This window comes from Grimontia celer (assembly GCF_900055185.1).
Classification (GTDB): domain Bacteria; phylum Pseudomonadota; class Gammaproteobacteria; order Enterobacterales; family Vibrionaceae; genus Enterovibrio; species Enterovibrio celer.
The window spans coordinates 535725-553850 of sequence record NZ_FIZX01000001.1; the positions used below are offsets into that span (position 1 = coordinate 535725).

Here is an 18126-nt window from a genome sequence, read left to right on the forward strand (position 1 = left end):
TCTGCTCCTTAAACGCGGAAGTTTGCAATCAGGTTTTGCTGGTCTTGTGCCAGGTCTGCCAGTGCTTCACTGCTCGAAGCTGATGCGCGTGCATCTTTCTCCGCTTCGTAGGCGACGTGCGCGATACCGTTGATGTGTTCTGCGACATCATGGCTCACTTTGATTTGTTCTTCGGTCGCCTGAGCTACGTGCACGGCCATCTCGTGAATGGACTTCATGCGCGAAACAATGTCCTGCAAGGTTTCATCAGTCATACGGGTTTGTGTCAGACACTCTTCCATCTGTTTCTGACTGGTGCTCATGGTTTCAGCCATGCGCGAAGCATTGCCTTGCAGATTATTGATCATCTGCTGAATTTCTTCCGTCGACTGCTGGGTGCGAGTCGCCAGAGCACGCACTTCGTCTGCGACAACGGCAAAGCCACGGCCATGAGAACCTGCGCGTGCTGCTTCAATCGCTGCGTTGAGTGCCAGCAGGTTGGTCTGCTCTGCAATATCCTGAATCACATGCAAGATAGAGCCGATGTTGTTGGAGTACTGGTTAAGCTGCTGGGTGTTGTTCACCGCCTCTTCGATGTTGCCGGAGAGCTGTTCAGTCAACTGACGGCTGCGGGAAACCTGTGAACGACCGCTATTCGCTGCATCGTTCGTGCTTTCTACTTCTGATACTGTCAGTTCAGTAGAGCGGGAGATTTCCTTCGCACTCACTTCCATCTCAGAAATTGCCGCTGCAACCTGGTCGGTTCGGGATTTTTGGTCTTCCACTCGTGACATGGCGCTTTCGCTGACATTTGCTGCGCGGCTTGCCTCATCCAGCAGGTGCTGTGCACCGTCACCGAATTTGGCCAGTGTTTGAGCCATGGTATTCGCCAGTTCATCAATCGAGCGGCTGAGCTCTCCAAATTCATCCTGTGCGTTGTAGTTTGCACGGGTGCGCATGTCGCCGTCGGTCATCTTGTCGAGCACGTTTCGGATCAATGCCAGTGGCTTTTGAATACTGCGAGTGGTGCTGACGCCAACCCAAAGGCTGACAACCGCAGCAATAGAGGTCATTAGAATGACATAAAGGAAAGCTTCACTCACTGCTGCTTCAGCATCTTCACGACTGCTGGTAGCAAGTTGCTGTGCGTATTGAGCGTAACCTTCAAGTTGGCCCTGAATGTCTTCCATCTGGCGGTTGGTGCGTTGGCTTTCCTGTTGAAGGCGTGCATTAACCTGCTGTTGTTGGCTCAGCACATCAATCAGGCCGCTTTCACCTAGCGTCAGTGATTCAACCTTCTTCAGGTTTCTTGAGTAACGGGCTTTTACATCGTCTTCTACGCTGATGAGCTCCAGACGTTTGAATGCGATTTCGATGTCTTTCGCCATAGTGGCACGAAGTTTATCGAGATTGGTGTCTTGATCGGCGCGGCGCAACATTTTCAGATCACGGGCGATACCGCTGGTGATGAGTTCCGCGCGATTGTGCAGTGAGCGCTTAACAGAAGCTTTTTGCAAAAGAAGGTTCGCTGCCCACTGGTAAGTATCTTCGAGGCGTAGGAATTTCAGATCCAATGCTTCGCGCTCAGCAATCAACTGGTTAGATTGCTTCTGCAGCTCAATCAGCACTTTTGCCTGCTCAAAGTAGCCGTTCGACGCTTGGGAAATAGCATTCAGTTGCTGGCGTTCGGCGTCGGTCGGACGGCTCTGTTGAGCGGTGTTGAGCGTGTCAAAGAAGCGGCGTTTCTGCTCGTCAAATGTTTGGTCAATCTGGCTCGCTTCAGATGGGTCATTGTGGAAAGTTCTTACCAATAGATTGGTGCGCATCAGCTGAGTGATCAGGTTTCCGGATGCAACAACCATGGGGGTGGATTGGTCTGTGATTTGTTCAACTTTGCCCTGTAGGGTCTTTGCGTTGAACAGGCTAACGCTGCTGAGTAATGCCATTAATACGAACATTAAGACAAAACCTGCAACTGTTCTCTGTACGACGGACAACTTCATTGTTCTCTCACTCTACGACAGTCTGGCGATGGGGATTCAAAAACTACGCGGTACATTCCGGTAGCCTTGAGTCACAACGGCTTCTAAATTTACGCCTCTAAATAAAGACTTAGGAGAAGCCAAAAAAGGCCGAGGATTGTGACATCAAACATTCTTATCGGCACACCGTACGTCGTTCTTTAATAAAAAAATGCTATCTGACGCACAAATAATTCGCGGACAAAAATAAATGTTGAACGAATGTATCAAAAACGATTCATGACTGTATGATTTATTGGTTCTAGGGTCTGTTGACCTTTGATGATGATTTTTGCAGCGGTTTGTGGGGATTTTATACTTTGTTGAGGTGTATTTGCTTAGAATGACTAGGCGGCACACACCTCGCCGCGCCTAAAACGCTTATAGCTAGAACAAAATTTAACCATCAAAGGTCAACAGACCCTAGGACGCTGAGGTTTAGCAGGAAAGGACTGACGGATACAAAAAAGCCCCTTTTACGGGGCTTTTGACAAGAAAAGAAGTTAGTGAGTTACCACTTTTTCTTCGGCGCAAACAGCTCGTCGAGTTCGTCGCCTTCTTTCTCTTTTGGCTGTTGGGCCGCGGTAGTTTTGTTCAGCGCAGTATTCACATCTTCCAGCATGGCAGAAAGGCTTTCTTTCGCCGATTGACAGTAAGGGTCATTCTTAGCGCTAACCACATCCAGTGCCTTTTTAAGCAACTGTTGGGCAGTACCCATCTGACCTTTGATCTTCGCATCGTTCACACGTTTCAGCACGTTCTCGATGTTGATCTTCATTTGCATCTGCTCAAGGCGCGAGTTTTCCGCCACAAACGCTTGAGTTTGCATACGGCCCTTGGTGTGCTCTGCCTTGATGACTGCACGCAGACGCTTGACCAACTTGAGCATTGAAATGGCTTCGCGATCGCTGTCTGGAACGCGGAAAGAGGTGGACTCTTTATTTTGGTAAGTCTGCTTGATCTGATTAACCTGCTGCTGCACATCAGCGATACGCTGAGGCAGAGAGCGATCGCTCTTGTCGATCTCGTGCATGGTTTTGAGAGCATCAAGAATTTTCTGGTTCAAACAAACCAGCAGGGACCCACTGTAAGGAAGGTTATGTGCGTTACCGATCAGCTCTTCAGTGGCATCAATAACTGCAATATATTTAGCCATTTCCTGGCGCTTTGAAGACTCCACGCGCTGACGTTGCTGGGCCATAATGTTGTAGCCAACAATAAGACCAAGCAAAATGACGCATAGGCCAACAACTAAGGCAATATTCATAAGTGAGCGTCGATAATCCCTGTTTAAACGATGACTGCCTAAGATACACGATCTGCTGATAGGGTCATAGTTTGTTAGTACTATTTTCGATCTTAGCTAAATTCTGACGTAGCGTAACCCTTTTCTCTAACTTACTGCGCCGGAACGCACGTTTATTTACTGCGCTATCATTAAGTTATCGCCCATATTCATTAGCCTTGAAGCCTAAGCCAGACAAGGTATTTTGGGCGCTGGATAAAGGTTATGTGCTGTAAGGCTACGCCTTCGCTAATTTTAGCGCTATAACAGCATTAGTCCCATTTCTTGCTTGCTGCAACATTATGAAATTACAACAACTAAAGTATATCGTCGAAGTGGTTAACCACGATCTCAATGTTTCTTCAACAGCAGAAAGCCTCTACACGTCCCAACCGGGTATTAGTAAACAAATTCGAGCGCTTGAAGACGAGCTGGGTGTGCAAATTTTTGGCCGTAGTGGCAAGCACCTCACTAAACTGACTCCTGCTGGCTGTCAGATTGTTGACATTTCAAGAGATATTCTTTCACGCGTCGACAGCATCAAATCGGTGGCACAGGAATATACCAACCCAGAACGTGGCCAGTTGAATGTTGCGACGACACATACGCAGGCGAGATATGCATTGCCTGAGGTGATTTCGCGTTTTGTGAAACGCTACCCGAAAGTATCCCTGCACATGCATCAGGGAGCACCCAGCCAGATTGCCGACTTTGTGTTAAAGGGAACATCTGACTTTGCGATTGCGACCGAAGCATCGCACCTTTACGAAGATTTGCTGATGTTGCCTTGTTATCACTGGACGCGTTCGTTGATCGTGCGAAAAGATCATCCGCTGGCTCAGCGTTCTTCCATCACCATTTACGATATTGCTCAGTACCCGTTGGTCACTTACGTGTTCGGTTTTACCGGGCGATCCAGTTTGGATACTGCTTTCAACAAAGCCAAACTCAAACCAAACATTGTTTTTACTGCCACGGATGCTGACGTCATTAAAACCTATGTCCGTTTGGGTGTCGGTATTGGTGTGATGGCTCGGATGGCCTATGACAATGAATTAGATAAAGATTTGGTGGCGATAGATGCCAGCCATATTTTTGATGCCAGCACAACACGGATTGGCTTTAGAAGAGGTACAGTACTTCGCAGCTATATGTACGATTTCATCGAGAGTTTCGCACCGCACCTGACCCGCGAAACCATAGAGAAAGCGATGCAGATGAAAGATCCAAACGAAGTAGAGAAGTTCTTCGATCAGTTTGACCTCCCTGTGCGATAGGCTTCGTTAAGAGAAGTCCTGCACCTCATCCTGAGATGGGTATATACTTCGCCTGTTTTTCCGGTGATTCCGCAGTGCGGGTGGAGTGCTTTCTTGTCAGTGCCCTTCAATGTTCTCTCTGAACGCTTTACTCAATTAGATGCTTTATTGTCTTCGCATAAGGCGTTTTGGCAGGGCGTTCCCTTTGATTGCCTCGACTTACCGTGGCGGGAGAGCCATCCAGAATTATGTGAATGGTTGGACTCTCAATCTCTTCAGGAACTGGAAACCTGGAAAGCGAATCCGACAACGTTAGCCAAAGTGCTCAATGAGTGGCTTCCGGAAGCGGACGCTTTTGTCAGTTTATCTGCGATCACATCACAAGAAATCGAGGATGTTTCCTGTGAATCTCATTGGTCGACGGGGGTTCCAGGTCGTAAATGGTCTCAAGTCAGTACGTTTACGGCGGCAGTGCCAGGTGGTGAAGGAGAGCGCTGGTTAGAGTGGTGCGCTGGTAAAGGTTTTTTGGGACGCTTTCTGGCGGTAACGAAAAAAGCGAATGTCACCAGTCTGGAGTGGCAGCAAGCACTCTGTGACGATGGGCAGGCTTACGCTGCTCAGCATCAGTTACCGATGCAGTTCGTACAGGGCGATGCCTTTGCCAAAGAAAGCCAACAGCTCGTTGAAGAGTGTGATCACGCGGTTGCCCTGCATGCGTGTGGTGACTTGCACGTAACACTGTTACGTCACGCGGTGGAAGCCAAACCAGAATCGGTATCAGTATCACCTTGTTGCTATCACTTGATTCAGAACAAGCACTATCAACCCTTGTCTTCGGTAGCAAAAGCCTCGAAATTGTTGCTTAGTAAGCACGATTTAAAGCTTCCACTGCAGGAAACTGTGACGGCCGGACAAACCGTCAGGAATAAACGTTTTGTTGAAGTGAGCTTCCGACTTGGCTTTGATGCGTTGCAGAGAAGCTTGTCCGAATCTGATAAATATTTACCTGTGCCCAGTGTACAAAAGTCTTTGTTAAGTGAAGGATTTGAGGCATTCTGCTATTGGGCGTCCGAACAAAAAGGCATCATTCTGCCAGAGGGTATTTGCTTCGATGACTTCCTTCAAATCGGAGAATCCCGCTTCCATACCGTAGAGAAAATGGAGACAGTAAGAACGTTGTTCCGACGTCCCCTCGAAATATGGTTGGTTCTCGATCGTGCCCTTTACCTGACAGAAAATGGCTACCACACAGACATCTCGACATTCTGCTCTCGCGAACTGACGCCGAGGAATTTGCTTATTCATGCCATAAGGAAAAAGTGAATGGCACTGAGTACTGAAGAACTCGTCTTAATCACACTGGCATTGAGTGCCGGTGCTTTTGTTCAAAGTTTGATTGGCTTTGGGCTTGCCATTGTATCTGCTCCAATCCTGATGTTCATTGAACCCTCTTTGGTTCCTGCGGCAGTGACACTTGTGACGCTTGGGCTGGCGATAGTGAATACCTGGCAATACCGCAGTCAGTTGTCATTTAAAGGGATCAGCTGGGCGTTCGTCGGGCGGATACCGGGAACCTTTGTTGCTTCCGCGCTGCTGTTCTATCTCTCCGTTAATGCACTTGAGTTACTGATGGGGGCAGCAGTGCTGATTGCTGTAGTTGCCAGTATCTTCAAATTCGCCGTAGAACCGAACAACAAGAACATGTTCTGGGCGGGGTTTGCAGCTGCTGTTATGGGAACAACCACTGGGATAGGCGGTCCACCGATGGCGTTGGTGCTGCAGAAAATGGATGTGGTGAAACTCCGGGCGACGCTTGCAGGGTATTTCATTTTCAGTTGCGCGATTTCTTTAGGTGCGCAAGCTATGGCGGGATACTTTGAGCTATGGCACTTGAAAGTTAGCCTGATCTCCTTGCCATTTGTTCTGTTGTCTTCTTTATTGGCGCTCCGTCTAGCGCCTTATGTCAGGGCAGAGTGGGTAAGGTACGGATTGCTGATTTTGTGTGGTTTTGCTGGTATCGCGCTTCTCAGCAAGGGGCTTGCTTAGTCGATTGATACCAGCGGTGCTTTGTCAGTTTCACAGATACAAAAAAGCCAGCGTAATCGCTGGCTTTTCTTTCGGCACATTAAGCTCAAAACTTCAGGCTGACTTGCATACCAATGAACTGGCTGTCATAAGGTGCGCCCGCATCTGCCGCGTAACGCGCTGCATCCTGGTTATTGAACCATGGGTCATAGTTCATGCGAACGTCAGTGTCGCCCTGCCACATGTTCGTCACCCAACCATGGATATGCCCCACTGGGTTTAACAGGAACAGGCTGACGCCACCCAGCGTATCAGAACCTAAAACTTCGCCGCCGTCAGCAACAATGTTTTGTTCGGTCAGATACATCCATTCACCGACAGCCGCACCAAACAAAGGTGTGACGATGATGTCCTGAATCGATGGAACTTCTGCAAAGGCTTCCACACCGTATTCCCAGAAGAAAGTCGACATGGTGAACGAGTATAGGAAAGACTCAAACTCGTTGAAGCCAGAGTGACGCGCTGCGGTGTAGTAAACACCACCAAAATAAGGGTGCATCACATAGTTCAGGTAGTGGTCGTCTTTATCCCATACAGGACCTTCAGAAACGTTATCCCACCATTTTTTACCAAGGTTGGAGAAGTCGCGATCTTCTGCTGTCCAGTTGGTGACGCTTTCAGGCAAGAAAGTCATCAGGCCAACAGTTGCCACACTGAGGCCAAGAATGGTGTAGGTCTGACCCATCAGGTAATCCCAGTCTTTACCGGAAGAGGTAGACAGGTAACGAGGCAGTCCTTGTGAACGGTATTCATTTACATCAAAAGAATAAGCGTTCTGAATAGGCTCGTCTGTCTCCAGCACAGTATGACTGTAATTCAACTGGTTGTTGTAGACATAGGCCTGCTGCTCGAAGTTGATGGTGGACGCATCGAATGCAGAGACAGAATGAGTTACAAATAAAGCGGCGGCTGCGATAGTAGAGCGAAAGCGCACGTAGGATCTCCCACACAAACAAAATGCCAAACCTCATCGCGACAAATTGTGCGAGTGGTCTGGCATATAAATTCTTGAGTTAGACGAATTTTCGTCCATCGATGCGATTCAGTACGTCCTTTCTGAATGACACCGATACATATGGTTACTACCCAATACCGTGTGCTAATTGTGAGGCAATCACGGAAAGGCCGCTAATCATAGCAACGGAAAGGGCTACTTTTCCACCGGAAACTTGATATTGGTCGCGATTTAAACCTAAACGGCGCACTTTCAGAGCCATTAAAACGGGAAGTACGACAGCCAAAATGACCAATGCTATGGAGGCAAAACCTAAAGCTGCAATGAATCCTTGCGGGTAAAACAAAGCGACCAGCATGGGAGGGATAAAAGTCACTAAACCTGTTTGAATTCGGCCTTTTGTAGATGCCGGGCGTTTCAGCATATCAGCCATGAAGTCAAAGAGACCCAGACTCACGCCCAGAAAGGAAGTCGCAAGCGCCAGATCAGCGAATAGAGAAATCGCATTTGCGATGCGCGTGGAATCTACCACCGCACTGATAGATTGAATGAACATCCCCAGATTAGAGTTTTGAGAAAGCGTTGACGCCCCTAATACACCGAAACTTGCGGCTTGCCAAAGTACGTAGATAACCAGAGGTAGTGCTGACCCAATCAGCATAACTTTTCTTAGTACTTTAATGTTAAGCCCCGTGTAGGCGACCACTGACGGGATGCTGCCGTGAAAGCCAAATGAAGTGAACATCACTGGAATCGCTGCGATGAGTAAGCCTTCTTGAAGAGGCAGAGACACCAGATTCTGACCCTCTCCCAACGGAAGCAGTAAGGCAAGGGAAAGGCCGAGTAATACGACTTTGAGTAAGAACAGTCCGCGGTTAATCACATCGACCTTTTGGGTACCTAACATCACGACGGTAGCGACCAGCACAGTAAACAGCACAATCCCAGTATTCTGAGGAAGCGACTCTGCCATCCTGAGTGCAGACAATTTGTTATGGAACTGGCTACCACCGCCCGCAATGTAAGCGGCGCAAAGCGCGTAAAGTAGAAACAATGTGGCGGCCGTTGCAACCCACTGTCCTTTTTTGCCAAGGAATTGTCGTGCCAGACTATTTAGGGTCGCGTTTGCTGGTGCATGTTGGTGAACCTCTAACATTAATAATGCGGTATAGCTCATCAGCATCCACATGGCGATCATCAGGAAAATGGAGTACGTGAATCCCAGCCCGGCCGATGCAAGGGGGAGTGCCAACATACCGGCTCCGATGGTGGTGCCAGCAATAATGAGAGTGCTTCCTAAAACTTTACTGCGCATAGTCGACTTCTTGTAATGATATATTTACGAAATTGGCGTGAGGTCGGGTTGATACTTCTGTTACAACGCCAGAATATAGAATTCTATTTTGCTGTAAAGGTAAATGTAAGCATTAAGGTACGGTTGGTGTAATTATTTATTTACGATTGGCGTTGTTTGTCCAAGCTGTGAAAGCACGTTGAATTTGAATCGCATCTGGTGAGTATTTTTTGTGCTTGAACGGGCTTCCTGATAACGTTTTAGTATTAATACAGTCCGAACAAGGAGATATCGGTGGAACACAGCAAACTTCGAGTTGCAATGCTCAGCACTGGAGAGGAAGTGCTTCACGGAGACATCACCGATACCAATGCGGCTTGGCTGTCTAGACGCTGCTTTGAGGAAGGGTTCGCTATGCACCGCCGTGTGACGGTGGGGGATGCTCTGGATGACATCGCCATTGAACTCGTTAGGTGCAGTCAGGTGTCTGATGTAGTGATCGTCAATGGTGGCTTGGGGCCAACCACGGACGACCTGACTACAGAAGCCATGGCAATGGCGATGGATGTCGATCTGGAACTCAACAGCCTTTGGCTGACGGAGCTAAAAAACCGCTTTGAAAAGAACGGTAAGACAATGCCTAAAAGCAACATCAAACAAGCAATGTTACCTGAAGGCAGCGAGTTGGTAGATAACCCTGTAGGCAGTGCGTGCGGATTTTCTGCCGAGCTTAATGACTGTCTTTTCTTCTTCACCCCTGGTGTGCCGAGCGAGTTCAAGCAGATGTTCGATAACGAAATTCTGCCAAGGCTTCAAGAGCGCTTTCCCAATACTTACCGCCGGGAAATTAACCGCTTCTATACTTTTGGGTTCTCTGAGTCTCTTCTGAATGACAAGCTTGAATCATTGGCGCTACCAGAAGGTTTCGAGTTGGGTTACCGGTCTTCCTTGCCTTTCATTGAAATAAAAGTGTTTTCACCGCGACAGCATTCGGATATCTCGCTGGTGGCTGATGGTGTGCGTAATGTCCTTGGGGATTTGATGGTAGGTGATGGCCTTCCCATGCTGGAATCTGTAGGTGTATTACTTGAGGACTCTGGTCTCACACTGGCTGTAGCCGAAAAATTCTCTGGTGGTTATCTCACTAATTGGCTGAACCAAGATGATGATACACGTCAGGCACTTATTCAGTCTTGGGTGTTGAGTGAATCCACACTCACAGCAGATGGAGATTACAATCCGCTGGCTGCTGTGCTCGCCATGGCGGCAGCTTCCCGTGAAAATGCTGGGGCCAACATTGGTCTTGCCTGCGGAAATCTTGAATCGGGCAGAGTAGCGCTTGGTTTGTCTTCTCAGGAAGGTGACTGGGGAGTGATCGTGAAGCCCCGTCGCAACCAGACGTCGGAGAATTTTCGGATTTACTGCAGCACCATGTTGCTTGACCTACTTAGACGTTATCTAACTGGTCAAAACATGTTCCCTGAGATTGCCTCTCTTGTGACGTTGGAATCGCTTCATATTCCTGTCGAGGAAAGTGAGGAAACAGAAGAGTAACTAAAAAATGGCCTGAAAATCAGGCCATTTTGTTATCCGTGATGGAAAGAGGAAGTTGCACCTGAGTGGGTCTGAGGATATTGCTTAAAGTAGTTAACACATTGCTTTAAATCTTCGAGTAATAAAGCAACCATGTCTTTGCTGACGCCATGGCGGATCATAATGCGTTGAATCACAGTATCCTGTCTGTTACCCGGGAGCGGATAAGATGCAATCTGCCAACCACGCATTCGCATGCGATCAGACAGGTCATAGAGTGAGAATCCCCAATCCCCCTCTTTCAGGCAATAGCTAAGCGCTGGCAGGCCTCCTCGACCATCGTAGAAAAGGTCAAATGGGCCAATTTTGGCGATTTCATCGGCGAGCCACTGTGCGGTTTTCAGACACGTCGTCTGAATGCCCTTATAGCCATCAAAGCCCAGACGGAGGAAGTTGTAGTATTGCGCGACAATTTGCCCGCCTGGCCGCGAGAAGTTCAGCGCGAAGGTCGGCATGTTCCCACCGAGATAATCTACGCTGAACACCAAGTCTTCTGGAAGATGCTGTTTATCGCGCCATACTACCCAGCCAACGCCAAGTGGCGCGAGGCCATATTTGTGGCCAGAGCTATTGATGGAAACCACGCGGGGCAACCTGAAATCCCACTTCAGATCAGGATTCACGAAAGGTGCAATGAATCCGCCAGATGCTCCATCAACATGGATGGGGATATCCAGTCCGGTTTCGTCTTGAATATCGTCGAGCTTTTTCGAAATAGTCTCTACAGGTTCGAAAACACAAGTGTAAGTGACGCCGAGAGTGGGAATAACGCCAATGGTGTTTTCATCGACGTATTCTGAAAGCTTGTCTGGATTCATGCAGACTTCGTCACCATCAAGCGGAATTTCCCGCATTTCTACGTCGAAGTAGCGGGCAAACTTGTGCCAACAAATTTGTACCGGCCCACAAACAATATTGGGTTTGTCGGTTGATTGCCCGAGTGCTTTCCGTTTGGTGCGCCAGCGCCATTTCATTGCAAGGCCGCCGAGCATCGCGGCTTCTGAAGAACCCGTGGTCGAGCAGCCGACTGTCGTATCACTTTCTGGGCTGTTCCACAATTTGGCGAGGATATGCACGCAGCGAGCTTCAATTTCTGCAGTCTGTGGATATTCATCTTTATCGATCATATTTTTGTCGATACAGACATCCATCAAATCGTGAACGCTGGGCTCCATCCATGTTGAGCAGAAGGTTGCCAAGTTTTGCCGCGCGTTACCATCCATCAACAACTCATCTTTTAGTAGCTGGGCAATCAGTTCAGGTGATTGGCTTTGTTTAGGAAGGGAATACTTTGGAAGTTGAGTTTGAGAGAGGGCTTCTTCGTAGATGTTTTCGTTTTCGGTATTTTCTTTATTGGTGAAGTGCAATCCCATGATTTGCTCCTTTTACTGGGCAGCCAGCCGCACTGTGTTAGCGGCTTCGTCGTAAAGAACTGCAATTAGTATTAGATTGCATGCCTCTTTGAAATGACTGAAATATGAGATAAGCCGGAGAGAAGTCCTGAAGATGATGTACCTGTGAGCGGAGAAAAAAGTGCGCCCATCAGGAGGCGCACTATAAAGTACGAAGGATTACTTAAACAGGTTAGGTAAGAACATGACTAACCCTTCGGAGAAAGTCAGTAACATCAACACAGTGAACAATGCGCCCAGCAGAGGCGCCGCTTCACGCACAAAGTCGACCATTCTTACCCTGAGTATCGAGCAAACGGTAAACATCATGGAACCAAACGGCGGCGTGACACCACCAATCATAATGTTCACGATAACCACGATACCGAAGTGTACAGGGTTGATGCCGAGGTTCAGCACAGCTGGTAGCAGCAGTGGTGTCAGAATGATCATCGCCGCACCGCCTTCAATGAACATACCGACAACGAGCAGAAGAATGTTGATGATCAGCAGTAGCGCATACTTGTTATCGGTAAGACCAATCAACATGGATGCGACGTTCTGGGGAATTTGTTCCAGAGTCATGTAGTAACCGAAGACCAATGCACCCACGATGATAAACATCACGCTGCTGGTGCCTTGGATGGTTTCCCGCAAGATCTGCACAAAGTGCTGAGGTTTAAGCTCGCGATAGATCAGCAGGCCAATGATGGTACATAACAACACCGCAATCGCACCGGCTTCTGTTGGCGTAAACAGGCCAAAGCGCATACCCAGAATGATACCGAATGGGATCAGCAGTGCAGGTATGGCTTTCCCGAAATAATGAAAGCGCTCTTTTGCTGAGGCAGGCTTTTCACGGGAAGGCTTGTAGTTACGCTTTTTGGCGATGAAAGCGATGGTGATCATCAGTGACGCTGCCATCAAGAACGCAGGCACATATCCGGCAATAAACATCGAATGCACAGATACGTTGGCGAGCAGCGCGAAGATAATAAGGTTGATGCCAGGTGGGATCACTGGGCTGATGCTGGATGAAGTAGCAGTGACAGCGGCAGTAAACGCCACGTCGTAGCCTCGTTTCGTCATCTCAGGAGCCAGTATCTTTGACTGCATGGCAGCATCAGCATTTGCAGAGCCTGAAATGCCACCCATAAGGGTACTCAGCATGACGTTAACATGGGCCAAGCCACCGGTTTTATGACCAATCAGAGAATCAGCAAAGGCAAGCAGGTTCCGGCTTATTCCCGAATAGTTCATGATTGAACCGACCATAATGAAAAAGGGTATGGCCAAAAGGGGGAATGACGACACGCTGGAAATAAAACGCTGCATCACCAGGCTGACGGGCAAAGAGTCATTGATAAACAGGAAGTACACCATTGCTGACGCTATTAAAGAGAACGCAATGGGGATGTTTAAAAGGAATAAAACAAAAAGAAGTATGATAGGTATATAGATATCCACTGCATTCACCTACTGCGCTTCGTTAGAAGGTTCAGATGGCTTGAGGTCGTCGAGGATGAACCGAACCGTATGAATTGCCATTAATGAAAAACACACTACCAACACCCCGTTGATGGTGAAATATGACATGCCCATGACGGGGGTCACTTTCGTTGAGAGCATGGTGTAGTTGAAGCTCAGGTAAGCCATCAGAATGTTGAGCGCCAAGAGAAAGAAAGAGATCATCAGGCGAAAATATCGCTGCCCTGACGCAGAGATAAAACTCAGAATGACATCAACACCCATATGTAGCTTGTGCTTGTAGCAAGAGCTGATCCCAAAGTAGACCGCCCAGGTAAAGCAAATCACGGAAAGCTCCTCACTCCATGGCACGACGAAGCCGAGACCGTAGCGCAAGAAAACGTTGATGATGACTACCAGAACAGTGATAGAAATCGCTATAGAGGCAAGGATTTCCTCTAAGTTGTATATAAATCGCATTACAACTCCAACACATAGAAAAACGCCCCACTAGAGATAGCGGGGCGCTAAAAGGTGTTTATTTTGATGCGCGGATTTTTTCCAGCTCCGCGTTAATGGTCGCGTGAACGCCTTCGCTCCAGGTAGGGAACTGGTTGTAAACTTCCGCGGTCAGCTTGTTGAACGCAGCAGTGTCAACATCGTTGAAAGTCACGCCTTGCTCTTTCAGCTTCTGAGTATACTCTTCGTCAAGTTTAATCAGCTGCTCGGTGTTAGATTCCGCACCCGCAACGATTTCTTCCATCACGATGTTTTGCTGTTCTTCAGAAAGCTTATCCCAAACGCTTGGCGAGATATAAAGACCAACTGTGCCCAGGAAGTGGCCTGTCTTAGACATGTTTTTAGCAACTTCATAGATTTTTGTTGAGTACATGGTCAGGATTGAACCTTCCAAACCATCTACAACACCCTGCTGAACACCGGCATAAGTTTCTGGGAATGGGAGGGCTGCAGGTGCTGCACCCATTGATTGCAGTGTGCTGATAAACAGTTGGCTACCAGGAACACGGATGCGCATGCCTTTCATGTCTTCCGGTGTTTTGATCTCTTTATTGGTGATCATATGACGGAAGCCAAAGATGTAATCGGCATTCAGTACCTTGATACCTTTCTTCTCAACCTGTGCAGTCAGACCGGCTACGTATTCTGATTTCATCAGCGCCAAATATTCATCGTAATTGTTGTAAAGCATTGGTCCAGCCAGCGCTGCGAAATCTGGCACGTAGTCACCGAGGTAGCTCAGATCTTCTACCGCAATCCAATTCGCACCGTTTACTACCTGCTCAAGGTTGTCTTTGTAAACAGGAAGCTGACCGCCAGGGAAGACTTTGATATTAACGCTGCCGTCTGTACGTTCACGAATCTTGTCCGCGACTTTAATCAGTTCTTGTGTCAGCAGTTCATTTTGCTGAAACACAAGGCTCATGTTGATGTTCACTTTATCTGCAGCTAGAGCATTCGAGGCCATGCCGAAGATCGCTGATAGGGAAAGTACAGTTCCAAGGAGTAATTTTTTCATTCTGTTGCCTTTAGTTCTTAGTGAGGTCCATTTTTTACCAAGTGCACTTTGGCTTTATGTAATAGCGTTTCTGTAATTATTGTGAGGTCGCTCGAATAACGATACGGTATTACGAGGGTGTTTCAAATGAACATCTAAATGTTCGTTCGAATGTTGTGATCATGTTAACAGCTCGCTTTTTGTTAGCTTGAGTCTGCAGGTATACGCTGTGCATTCTTGGTTTTTGGCGTGTGAGCACTAATAATTTCAAATGAACATTTTATGGAAGGAAAAATGATAATTGGTCATCGAGGTGTGGCAGCCATCGCACCCGAAAATACCTTAGCTGGGATCAATGCGGCAGCGGACAGTGGCCTGAATTGGGTAGAATTGGACACCCAGCTTACCGCTGACGATGTGCCGGTATTGTTTCACGATGAAACAGTCGACAGATGTACAGACGGAAAAGGTCGATTGGATAGCTTTTCGCTTGAGCAACTGACGTTATTAGATGCGGGCGCATGGTTCAACGAACAGTTCCGTGATGAATGCATTCCAACATTACACCAGACGCTTACACTCTGTGGAAAAAGGGGGATGGGCGTCAATCTCGAGATAAAGTGTTACGAAGAGACAGATGTAGCCTTGCTGGTTGAAAAGGTCGCAGAGGTAGTGAAGGAAACCCAGTTCCCTTTAGATCAGCTTTTACTATCAAGCTTTTCCTTGGCGGCTATAAAGTGTTGTGCCGAGATGCTGCCGGACTATCGGGTGGGATTTATCACAGACCAAAGTTCACCAGACTTTCTTTGTGACATTGAGGACTTAGAGCTATTCAGCATTCATTGTGACCAACGAACTCTGACACCCGAACTGGCAGAGGCTATTACCCAAAAAGGCTATCAGCTAAATATATGGACGTTAAATGACGCTGGGAAAGTTCAAGATTTTGTCGACATGGGAGTCACACACATTATTACGGATGACCCAGAGATGTCTGCACCGTAATTTGACTATTAATGATGCTGGGAACGACTCCTATGACACCTAGACAAAGACAAATCCTCGATTACCTAAAAGCCAATGGGAATGTTCAGATTGAAGAGCTGGCAGAAATGTTCTCAATCACCACACAAACCATCCGAAGAGATGTGAACTGCCTTTCGGAGCAGGGGTTGGCGCGTAGGGTTCATGGTGGAGTCAGCCTCCCGGCTATTCTGACAAATACAACCTATCAGTTTCGTTTTCAACTTGAGTCCGAGATAAAACAAATACTGGCGAAGAAGGTAGCAAGCCATATTCCTGAAGGATCTACCGTGTTCTTGGGAATAGGCACGTCTATGGCTTACATCGCTCAATGCCTCGCTCAATATGAGAAACTGCGTATTGTGACGAACAACCTTCAGGTCGAGAAGGTGCTTCAGGGAAACTACAATGTGGATGTTTTTCTGGCGGGAGGGTTAGTGAGAAGCCAGCATCAGGATGTAGTTGGACAAAGTGTTTTGAGGTTTTTTGAAGATTTCGAAGCAGACATTGGGATTGTCGGTTGTGGTTCGGTAACCGCCAGTCACTTTGCTATGGAGCATGAGCCGATCGAAGCTGAAATATCCAGAAGCATTGTTGCTAATTCCCGGGAGTCTTGGTTATTAGCAGATGCCAGTAAATGGGGCAGATTTGCGTCGTCTAAGGTGGCGAGCCTATCTGACTTCTCGAAGGTGTATACCAATCAAGATTCACTGCCTTCAGATATCAACGTCTGTGGTGTGAAGTAGGGATACAGAGAAAAAAATATGCCAAAAAGAAGGCCGCGACCGAGTCAGAGGTTCGCGGCTTTTTTTGCTACAAAAGAAACTTGGTAATCAAATTCCAGTGAGACATCTTCACTGGGAGTAGAGCGGCACGTCAGGATTTCACCGGCGGCGAGGTATGCCATCGCGTCTTCCTGAGCAACATTGCCCTTGTCTAACTTGCAGCGGCAGGCTCCACAAACACCATTGCGGCATTGAAACTCTGGCTGCAGACCTGCTTGCTCAAGTTGTTCAAGCAGAGGCTGGTGGGTGTTACCCACCAGCGTTTGTCCGTTCACTGTAATAGCGATTCGGCTCATAGTTCGAAATCACCTAAGTCGTCGATGTCAACGTCGTTGTCAATTTGGCCAACCAGGTAAGAACTGATTTCTGCTTCCTGTGGGGCAACCTGAACGTTGTCAGAAGACAACCAAGCGTTGATCCAAGGAATTGGGTTCTGGCTTGCACCTTGATAAGCAGGTTTAAGACCAACAGCTGCCATACGTAGATTGGTGATGTACTCCACGTACTGACACAGAATGTCTTTGTTCAGGCCGATCATAGAGCCGTCTTTGAACAGGTATTCCGCCCACTCTTTTTCTTGCTCAGCCGCATCTTTGAACAGGTCAAAACAAGCCTGTTCGCATTCTTTGGCGATCTCCGCCATTTCTGGGTCGTCGTCACCGGAACGCAGAATGTTCAGCATATGCTGGGTGCTGGTCAGGTGAAGCGCTTCATCGCGGGCAATCAGCTTAATGATCTTGGCGTTACCTTCCATCAGCTCACGCTCTGCGAAAGCAAATGAACAAGCAAAGCTCACGTAGAAGCGAATCGCTTCCAGTGCATTAACTGACATCAGGCAGACATACAGCTTTTTCTTTAACTCGCGCAGAGACACAACAACGGTTTCGCCGTTGACTGTGTGTTCGCCTTCGCCGAGACGATGGTAATCGCTGGTGGCTTGAATCAGGTCATCGTAGTAACCAGCGATGTCATTTGCTCGCTTGATGATGTGCTCGTTTACCACGATGTCATCAAACACCAGTGCCGGATTGGTCACGATGTTACGGATGATGTGGGTGTAAGAGCGCGAGTGAATGGTCTCTGAGAAAGACCAGGTCTCAATCCAAGTTTCCAACTCTGGAATAGAAACCAGCGGAAGCAGTGCCACGTTAGGGCTACGGCCTTGGATTGAATCCAGCAGCGTTTGGTATTTCAGGTTGCTGATGAAAATGTGCTTTTCATGCTCTGGCAGCTTGTTGTAGTCGATGCGGTCACTGGAGACATCGACTTCTTCAGGGCGCCAGAAGAAGGAAAGCTGCTTCTCAATCAGCTTCTCGAAAATTTCGTACTTTTGCTGGTCGTAGCGAGCAACGTTAACCGGCTGACCAAAGAACATAGGCTCTTTGAGTGCGTTATTGTTTTCTTTAGAAAAAGTGCTGTAAGCCATTGCCGTAAATTTACCAATCAGGTTGAAACTTCAAAGAGGGAGCTATTGCT

Annotated in this window: 16 protein-coding genes; 6 read left to right on the forward strand and 10 right to left on the reverse strand. The window is 47.8% G+C overall.

Annotation, left to right across the window (positions count from 1 at the left end):
• Positions 1–8 precede the first annotated feature (8 nt).
• Positions 9–1982 carry a HAMP domain-containing methyl-accepting chemotaxis protein gene (locus GCE9029_RS02445; protein ID WP_062660873.1) on the reverse strand — a complete coding sequence of 658 codons (1974 nt, stop codon included), beginning with the start codon at positions 1980–1982 and terminating at the stop codon, positions 9–11.
• Between the two features lie 529 nt (positions 1983–2511).
• Positions 2512–3267 (reverse strand): hypothetical protein, encoded by a 756-nt coding sequence (locus GCE9029_RS02450; protein ID WP_062660874.1) that lies wholly within the window; start codon positions 3265–3267, stop codon positions 2512–2514.
• A 320-nt stretch (positions 3268–3587) separates the two neighbouring features.
• Between GCE9029_RS02450 and cysB the strand changes: the two genes are divergently transcribed.
• From cysB to GCE9029_RS02465, 3 genes are all read left to right on the forward strand, one after another.
• Positions 3588–4562, forward strand: coding sequence for an HTH-type transcriptional regulator CysB (gene cysB, locus GCE9029_RS02455; protein WP_062660875.1), 975 nt, complete (start codon positions 3588–3590; stop codon positions 4560–4562).
• A 93-nt stretch (positions 4563–4655) separates the two neighbouring features.
• Positions 4656–5864, forward strand: coding sequence for a methyltransferase (locus tag GCE9029_RS02460; RefSeq protein ID WP_062660876.1), 1209 nt, complete (start codon positions 4656–4658; stop codon positions 5862–5864).
• Positions 5865–6587: a sulfite exporter TauE/SafE family protein gene (locus GCE9029_RS02465; protein WP_062660877.1), complete on the forward strand. Its 723-nt coding sequence runs from the start codon at positions 5865–5867 to the stop codon at positions 6585–6587.
• Between the two features lie 85 nt (positions 6588–6672).
• On the opposite strand, the gene GCE9029_RS02470 is transcribed toward GCE9029_RS02465, so the two are convergent.
• On the reverse strand, positions 6673–7485 hold the full coding sequence (locus tag GCE9029_RS02470; RefSeq protein WP_438356858.1) for a DUF3943 domain-containing protein: 813 nt from the start codon (positions 7483–7485) through the stop codon (positions 6673–6675).
• Positions 7486–7708: 223 nt separating this feature from the next.
• Positions 7709–8896 carry an aromatic amino acid transport family protein gene (locus GCE9029_RS02475; protein ID WP_062660879.1) on the reverse strand — a complete coding sequence of 396 codons (1188 nt, stop codon included), beginning with the start codon at positions 8894–8896 and terminating at the stop codon, positions 7709–7711.
• Between the two features lie 273 nt (positions 8897–9169).
• On the opposite strand from GCE9029_RS02475, the gene GCE9029_RS02480 reads away from it, so the two are divergent.
• Positions 9170–10429, forward strand: a complete 1260-nt coding sequence (locus GCE9029_RS02480) for a CinA family nicotinamide mononucleotide deamidase-related protein (RefSeq protein ID WP_231870021.1) — start codon at positions 9170–9172, stop codon at positions 10427–10429.
• A 32-nt stretch (positions 10430–10461) separates the two neighbouring features.
• On the opposite strand, the gene gad is transcribed toward GCE9029_RS02480, so the two are convergent.
• The 4 genes from gad to GCE9029_RS02500 all read right to left on the reverse strand — a co-directional run bounded on the left by gad (position 10462) and on the right by GCE9029_RS02500 (position 14863).
• Entirely contained in the window at positions 10462–11841 is a 1380-nt protein-coding gene (gad, locus tag GCE9029_RS02485) for a glutamate decarboxylase (protein WP_062660880.1), read from the reverse strand.
• Positions 11842–12039: 198 nt separating this feature from the next.
• Positions 12040–13326, reverse strand: a complete 1287-nt coding sequence (locus GCE9029_RS02490; protein WP_197475313.1) for a TRAP transporter large permease — start codon at positions 13324–13326, stop codon at positions 12040–12042.
• A gap of 9 nt (positions 13327–13335) precedes the next feature.
• Positions 13336–13806 carry a TRAP transporter small permease gene (locus GCE9029_RS02495; RefSeq protein WP_062660882.1) on the reverse strand — a complete coding sequence of 157 codons (471 nt, stop codon included), beginning with the start codon at positions 13804–13806 and terminating at the stop codon, positions 13336–13338.
• Between the two features lie 58 nt (positions 13807–13864).
• On the reverse strand, positions 13865–14863 hold the full coding sequence (locus GCE9029_RS02500) for a C4-dicarboxylate TRAP transporter substrate-binding protein (protein WP_062660883.1): 999 nt from the start codon (positions 14861–14863) through the stop codon (positions 13865–13867).
• Between the two features lie 273 nt (positions 14864–15136).
• Between GCE9029_RS02500 and GCE9029_RS02505 the strand changes: the two genes are divergently transcribed.
• Together GCE9029_RS02505 and GCE9029_RS02510 are read left to right on the forward strand one after the other, a co-directional pair.
• The gene (locus GCE9029_RS02505; RefSeq protein WP_062663100.1) at positions 15137–15847 is read left to right on the forward strand and encodes a glycerophosphodiester phosphodiesterase family protein; all 711 of its coding nucleotides are present in this window, start codon (positions 15137–15139) and stop codon (positions 15845–15847) included.
• Positions 15848–15879: 32 nt separating this feature from the next.
• Positions 15880–16611 (forward strand): DeoR/GlpR family DNA-binding transcription regulator, encoded by a 732-nt coding sequence (locus GCE9029_RS02510; protein ID WP_062660884.1) that lies wholly within the window; start codon positions 15880–15882, stop codon positions 16609–16611.
• A gap of 44 nt (positions 16612–16655) precedes the next feature.
• On the opposite strand, the gene GCE9029_RS02515 is transcribed toward GCE9029_RS02510, so the two are convergent.
• A complete protein-coding gene (locus GCE9029_RS02515; RefSeq protein WP_002539225.1) occupies positions 16656–16946 on the reverse strand; it encodes a 2Fe-2S iron-sulfur cluster-binding protein in 291 nt (96 codons plus the stop codon).
• Positions 16943–18076: a class Ia ribonucleoside-diphosphate reductase subunit beta gene (gene nrdB / locus GCE9029_RS02520; protein ID WP_062660885.1), complete on the reverse strand. Its 1134-nt coding sequence runs from the start codon at positions 18074–18076 to the stop codon at positions 16943–16945. The genes GCE9029_RS02515 and nrdB overlap by 4 nt, the downstream gene beginning before the upstream one ends.
• Positions 18077–18126 lie beyond the last annotated feature (50 nt).

Coding starts and splice junctions, on each gene's coding strand:
- GCE9029_RS02445 (WP_062660873.1), bottom strand. CDS start 1,982: ATGAAGTTGTCCGTCGTACAGAGAACAGTTGCAGGTTTTGTCTTAATG.
- GCE9029_RS02450 (WP_062660874.1), bottom strand. CDS start 3,267: ATGAATATTGCCTTAGTTGTTGGCCTATGCGTCATTTTGCTTGGTCTT.
- cysB (WP_062660875.1), top strand. CDS start 3,588: ATGAAATTACAACAACTAAAGTATATCGTCGAAGTGGTTAACCACGAT.
- GCE9029_RS02465 (WP_062660877.1), top strand. CDS start 5,865: ATGGCACTGAGTACTGAAGAACTCGTCTTAATCACACTGGCATTGAGT.
- GCE9029_RS02475 (WP_062660879.1), bottom strand. CDS start 8,896: ATGCGCAGTAAAGTTTTAGGAAGCACTCTCATTATTGCTGGCACCACC.
- gad (WP_062660880.1), bottom strand. CDS start 11,841: ATGGGATTGCACTTCACCAATAAAGAAAATACCGAAAACGAAAACATC.
- GCE9029_RS02495 (WP_062660882.1), bottom strand. CDS start 13,806: ATGCGATTTATATACAACTTAGAGGAAATCCTTGCCTCTATAGCGATT.
- GCE9029_RS02500 (WP_062660883.1), bottom strand. CDS start 14,863: ATGAAAAAATTACTCCTTGGAACTGTACTTTCCCTATCAGCGATCTTC.
- GCE9029_RS02505 (WP_062663100.1), top strand. CDS start 15,137: ATGATAATTGGTCATCGAGGTGTGGCAGCCATCGCACCCGAAAATACC.
- GCE9029_RS02510 (WP_062660884.1), top strand. CDS start 15,880: ATGACACCTAGACAAAGACAAATCCTCGATTACCTAAAAGCCAATGGG.
- GCE9029_RS02515 (WP_002539225.1), bottom strand. CDS start 16,946: ATGAGCCGAATCGCTATTACAGTGAACGGACAAACGCTGGTGGGTAAC.
- nrdB (WP_062660885.1), bottom strand. CDS start 18,076: ATGGCTTACAGCACTTTTTCTAAAGAAAACAATAACGCACTCAAAGAG.